This window comes from Oleiphilus sp. HI0123, from assembly GCF_001635315.1.
In genome coordinates this window covers 1-5,299 of sequence record NZ_LWGE01000740.1, presented here as the reverse complement: position 1 = coordinate 5,299, position 5,299 = coordinate 1, and the positions used below count along the sequence as shown (strand labels likewise).

Sequence of the window (5,299 nt, the reverse complement as noted above, 5' to 3'; positions counted from 1 at the left end):
AGCCAGACGATGACTATGTTTTATCCGAACGACTTGAGGCAATGGTGTTATGGGTAAGGGGTTTTTTGGAAGGTATCGCTATTTCTGCAAGTGAACGACTTAATTCTGCATCGAAGGATCTGGAAGAAATTCTTAAAGACCTGGTTGAAATTTGCCAGCTGGACCCTCGCGTTGAGCCTACTGAAGAGGGTGAAAGAGAGTTCTTTGAAGTGGTGGAGTATGTAAGGGTGGGGGTGCTTAACTTATATGCTGAGTTTAATCAGCCCGAAGTAGAAGATTCGACTGAAGAAAAAGCTGCTATTTCCGATATTGACCCAGATACACCGACATTACATTAATAACAATTGCTGACCAAGATTCTGCTACTCAGGACAATAAGAGATGAATAAAAAAGAATTCTCACGCCGACGAGCTTATCTGGCTGAACACATGGGTGAAAACTCAATTGCGATACTGCCCTCGTCAACGGTTAAAAGCCGGAACCGGGATGTTGATTACCCCTTTCGTCAGGATAGCGACTTCTTCTATCTGACCGGGTTTTCTGAGCCGGAAGCAGTGTTGGTGATTATTCCGGGCCGAGAGCACGGTGAGAGCATCTTGTTTTGCCGAGAGCGAGACCCGACAAAAGAAATGTGGGATGGATTTATTGCCGGGCCAGACCGTGCAATTGATATGTTTGGTGTCGATGATGCGTTTCCCATTTCTGATATAGATGAAATCCTCCCAGGCATGATTGAGGGAACGGATAAAGTTTATTACTCGATGGGCCTTGATGCTGTCTTTGACAGTCGCGTCATGGAATGGATCAACGTTATTCGCAGTAAAGTTAGAAATGGTGCTCACCCACCTGGTGAGTTTGTTGCCTTGGAGCACGCACTACATGAGCTGCGTTTGATAAAAAGTACCACCGAAATCAAGACGATGAAACAGGCTGCTGAAATATCTGCCCAAGCACATATTGAGGCAATGAAGGTTTGCCGCCCAGGTTTACATGAATATCACCTTGAGTCAGCGATGAGCAAGGTGTTTATGGATAATGGTGCTCGCTCTCAAGCATACCCAGCTATTGTTGGTTCAGGCGACAATGCCTGTATATTGCACTACATCGATAATAACGGCCCCTTGAATGACGGCGACCTTGTCTTGATTGATGCTGGTTGTGAATTGGATTGTTATGCCTCAGATATCACTCGGACCTTTCCGGTAAACGGAAAATTTTCTGACGAGCAAAGGGCAATTTATCAAATCGTCTTGGATGCTCAATTAGCCGCAATAAAAGCAGTGAAGCCCGGGAGTCACTGGAATCATCCTCATGAAGCCGCGGTCAAGGTAATTTGCCAGGGTTTGCTCGATCTGGGCTTGCTCAGTGGCGAGCTGGATGAAATTATCGAAGAGGAGCGTTATAAGCCTTTTTATATGCATCGAACAGGCCATTGGTTGGGCTTGGATGTTCATGATGTTGGTGAGTATAAAATCGACGGTGAATGGAGAGAGCTTGAGCCCGGTATGGTGATTACGGTTGAACCGGGTATTTATATCGCTCCCGGCAATAAAGAAGTGGCGAAAAAGTGGCGCGGCATTGGCATTCGTATAGAAGATGATGTTGCTGTTACCAAGAAGTCTCATCAGGTGCTATCTAAAGATGTCCCGAAAACGATTCATGATATTGAAGCCATTATGGCGCAGGCCTCGTCTTAGGGAGTACACATGGCTCAAGAATTTTCCCAGTTAGAAGAAAAAAGTGTTTGTGATGTATTGATTGTCGGGGCTGGAATGGTCGGGGCAAGCACTGCTTTGGGGCTATCTAAGCTAGGCCTTGATGTCGTCATGATTGATGCCTTTGCCTTCTCTAAAGATATACCTGAGTACACTCCTAGCTACGATGCGAGGTCGACAGCCTTGTCTTGGGGCACGCGAGAAATCTTAGAGCAGCTTGATGTCTGGACAGATATTGAGCCTTCGGTATGTGCCATCGAACAGGTTCATGTATCAGAAAAAGGCTGCTTTGGAACCACCCGGATGCATGCAGCAGAGTATGGACAGGAAGCCTTAGGTTATGTGGTGCCGAATCAGTGCTTGGGCCAGAGTTTGTTAAGCAAGGTGTATGAGAGATCACTACCTTTTTATAGTGGTGTGAAGGTTTCTCATATATCTCAAGGCAAAGACTTCCATCAAGTGCACTTAAGCTCGATTGAGCAGCCTGAACAGCAGAAAGTGCTAAACACTCGCTTGATGGTGATTGCAGATGGTACGGAGTCGAGCACTGCGAAGCTATTAGGCATTGCTTATCAAGTGGAAAAATATTCTCAGCATGCCTTGGTGGCTAACGTCAGTACTGCATTGCCAAATGAAGGTGTTGCGTTTGAGCGCTTCACTAAGAAAGGCCCATTGGCAATGTTGCCCTTGAGGGAGTCTGATTGTGCACTGGTCTGGACACATGACGAAAAAGAGATACAGGCACATTTGGATATGAGCGATGCTGAATTTTGTAAAGCTTTGGAAGAGAGTTTCAGTGAGCGGCTAGGTCCGATTGAACGCTGTGGTGAACGGGTAAGTTATCCGTTGAAATTAGTCAGAGCTGAAGAGCAATGTCGGGCCGGTGTGTTGCTCTTAGGTAATGCCGCGCATAGTTTACATCCTGTCGCAGGGCAAGGGTTTAATTTGGCCATTCGTGGTGTGGCGGCCTTCTTGGCTTATATTGATGAGTCAGTAAAGCAGGGTTTGGATTATCGTTCCCTGGCGCCATTGAATAAGTTTTGTCAGTCGAGAATGGATGATCAGAATAAAACGATTGCTTTAAGTGATCAGCTGGTCAAAGTATTTGCGAACCCTTCCCATATATTAAACCTAGCGCGAGATATTGGCCTGGTTGGTCTCGACAACATCGCTCCCTTGAAAACGATATTTGCAGAGCGAGCAATGGGTCTGGCAGACCGAAAAGCACATTTTAATACTTAGGTTTAGAGAGAATTAATCTTATGAGTGATGCTTGTACTCAAGAATTTGATATTGCGATTGTTGGTGCGGGGATGGTGGGCGCTTCTCTCGCCGCCGCGCTACGTGATACCGGCTTTTCAATTGCTTTAATTGACGCGCAGTCGGCAGAATCTCTGCAGCACTCTCCGTCTAAGCCTAAGGATGTAAATGGCTTTGAGCCAAGAGTCAGTGCACTAACCTTTGCCTCACGCGATTTACTTAAGAGTGTTGGGGCCTGGCAGCATATTCACGAAGAGCGAATCCTTCCTTATCGAAACATGCATGTTTGGGATCAGCTAGGTACAGCCCAAATAGATTTCAGTGCGGCTGAGTTATATGAAGATGCTTTGGGTTATATCGTAGAGAATCAGAATATTGTCTCGGCTTTGCATCAGGTCTTAAAGCAACAAGAGAATGTTGAACGTTTCTTTGGTGGGCGTATTAGCAGCCTGAAGCAAAATGAGGTAGATGGAGCTCCTTATTCTTTGCTGCTGGATGATGGTCGTCAGATACATGCGAAGTTATTAGTTGCAGCTGATGGCGCGAATTCCAGAATCAGGACCTGGTTGTCGATGGCGACCCGTGAATGGGATTATCAACACCACGCAATCGTTGCCACCATCAAAACCGAGAAACCACATAACAAGACGGCTTGGCAGAGCTTCTCTGAAACAGGGCCCTTGGCACTCTTGCCTTTGCAGGACCCATCGATGAGCGACGCCTATTGCTCCATTGTTTGGTCGCAAACACCTGAGCAAGCAAAGTCTTTAATGGCTTTGGATAAGGAAGCGTTTTGCCAGGCTTTAGCAAAAGCCAGTGAATCAATGCTTGGTGCTATTGAAGATGTGTCAGAGCGTTATAGTATTCCTCTGCGCCAACGACATGCAAAAGAGTATGTCGCTGAGGGGCTTGCTTTGATCGGTGACGCAGCGCATACCATCCACCCTTTGGCTGGTCAGGGTGTGAACTTGGGCTTTAAAGATGTTTTTGCATTGAGTCAGGTGCTGATACTGGCTGACCAACAAGAGCTGGACCCGGGAAATCTCACCTTGCTCAAACGTTATCAACGACAGCGGCAGGCAGATAACCTATTGATGATGGGCGCGATGGAAGGTTTTAAGCGTTTATTTGCTCAACCCGATCCACTTCTTCGGTGGGTGCGTAATACAGGGCTGGACTTTGTAAATAAGCAGGGCTTTATCAAGAAACAGTTGGTTAAGCATGCGATGGGCTTGTCCATCGCTTAGCTTAGTACGCCTAAGTAAGCCGTTGATGGCTACGCAGGGGTCTTAGAAGTGCCAAAACTTGCCATTAGAGGCCATTGCTAAAATGGCCAAATTATCAGGTTTTTGCTTACTGGTGGAACTAAGGCTTCGGGTTTAAACGTTTGCTTTAGGTTGAGAGCTAAAGCGGGCATTCTTCAGGCCACAGAAAGCCGAGAGTTCGTTAGTAAAAGCGTACCATTTTTTGCACTAAATATTAAAATTAGATACAATAGTAATCTGCATTTTCATCAGATGATGAATGGAATTAATCAATATGGATATAATAAATGAATATCAAACTTATCAGTTCAGCCATCGCCCTCTCTCTTGCTTCAACAGTAGCATTTTCAGAGTCATTTAAAGCAGAAGTTGGTATTGGTTATGCTGATTTAGACAATGACTCAAGCCTTAAAGCTATGATGGGTACCTTATATTTTGACTCTGTAAATACGGAGAACCACCCATTAGCAGAATCCGCTTTCTTAGAAGAGGCAAGCAATGTTCAGTTAGTTCATGGAATAGGGGAGCTGGGACCAATTGATGCAAACGTTACGTCTTTAGTAGTTGATTATTATATTCCTGATACTCAGTTTTTCGTTGGTGCAGTGATTCTTCGATCTTCAGCTGAGCTTGGTTCAACTAAAATAACGGATACAGACTGGGGGCTTACAGCGGGTTTCTCTCCGATTGAAAATTTGTTGCTAACAACTTCATATTTGCATGAGCCTGGCTATGACCTTAACTTAGATGCAAAGTATGTTAATAAGTTAACTGATGATACTGCAGTTAACATTGAGGCTTCATTTGAAAAAGGTGACGATGATAATACTTATGACCTTTCTGCTGATTATTACCTAAATAAAAAGTTTAGCATTGGGGCAAACATTATTAAGGCTGGTGAAACTGGTTATGGTATACAGAGCAGAATCTTCCTAACCAACGAACTCTCCATTAACGCCAAATACTTAACTATTGATAGTAATAATAGTATATTTCTTGATGCTGGATTACGCTTTTAAGTTAATTTACCAGACGTCATTGTAGACAAACACTTCAAA

The 5,299-nt window shown here is 44.7% G+C and carries 5 protein-coding genes; all 5 read left to right on the top strand.

Annotated features, from left to right (window positions below):
* A partial coding sequence (locus A3761_RS06605) for a UPF0149 family protein (protein WP_156491685.1) occupies positions 1–338 on the top strand: 338 nt, incomplete at its 5' end.
* 43 nt (positions 339–381) lie between these two features.
* Entirely contained in the window at positions 382–1,698 is a 1,317-nt protein-coding gene (pepP, locus tag A3761_RS06600; RefSeq protein WP_068509183.1) for a Xaa-Pro aminopeptidase, read from the top strand.
* Positions 1,699–1,707: 9 nt separating this feature from the next.
* Positions 1,708–2,958, top strand: coding sequence for a 2-octaprenyl-6-methoxyphenyl hydroxylase (ubiH, locus tag A3761_RS06595; protein ID WP_068509186.1), 1,251 nt, complete (start codon positions 1,708–1,710; stop codon positions 2,956–2,958).
* Positions 2,959–2,978: 20 nt separating this feature from the next.
* Positions 2,979–4,223 carry a UbiH/UbiF/VisC/COQ6 family ubiquinone biosynthesis hydroxylase gene (locus A3761_RS06590; RefSeq protein WP_068553546.1) on the top strand — a complete coding sequence of 415 codons (1,245 nt, stop codon included), beginning with the start codon at positions 2,979–2,981 and terminating at the stop codon, positions 4,221–4,223.
* 305 nt (positions 4,224–4,528) lie between these two features.
* A complete protein-coding gene (locus A3761_RS06580) occupies positions 4,529–5,260 on the top strand; it encodes a putative porin (RefSeq protein WP_068509190.1) in 732 nt (243 codons plus the stop codon).
* Positions 5,261–5,299 lie beyond the last annotated feature (39 nt).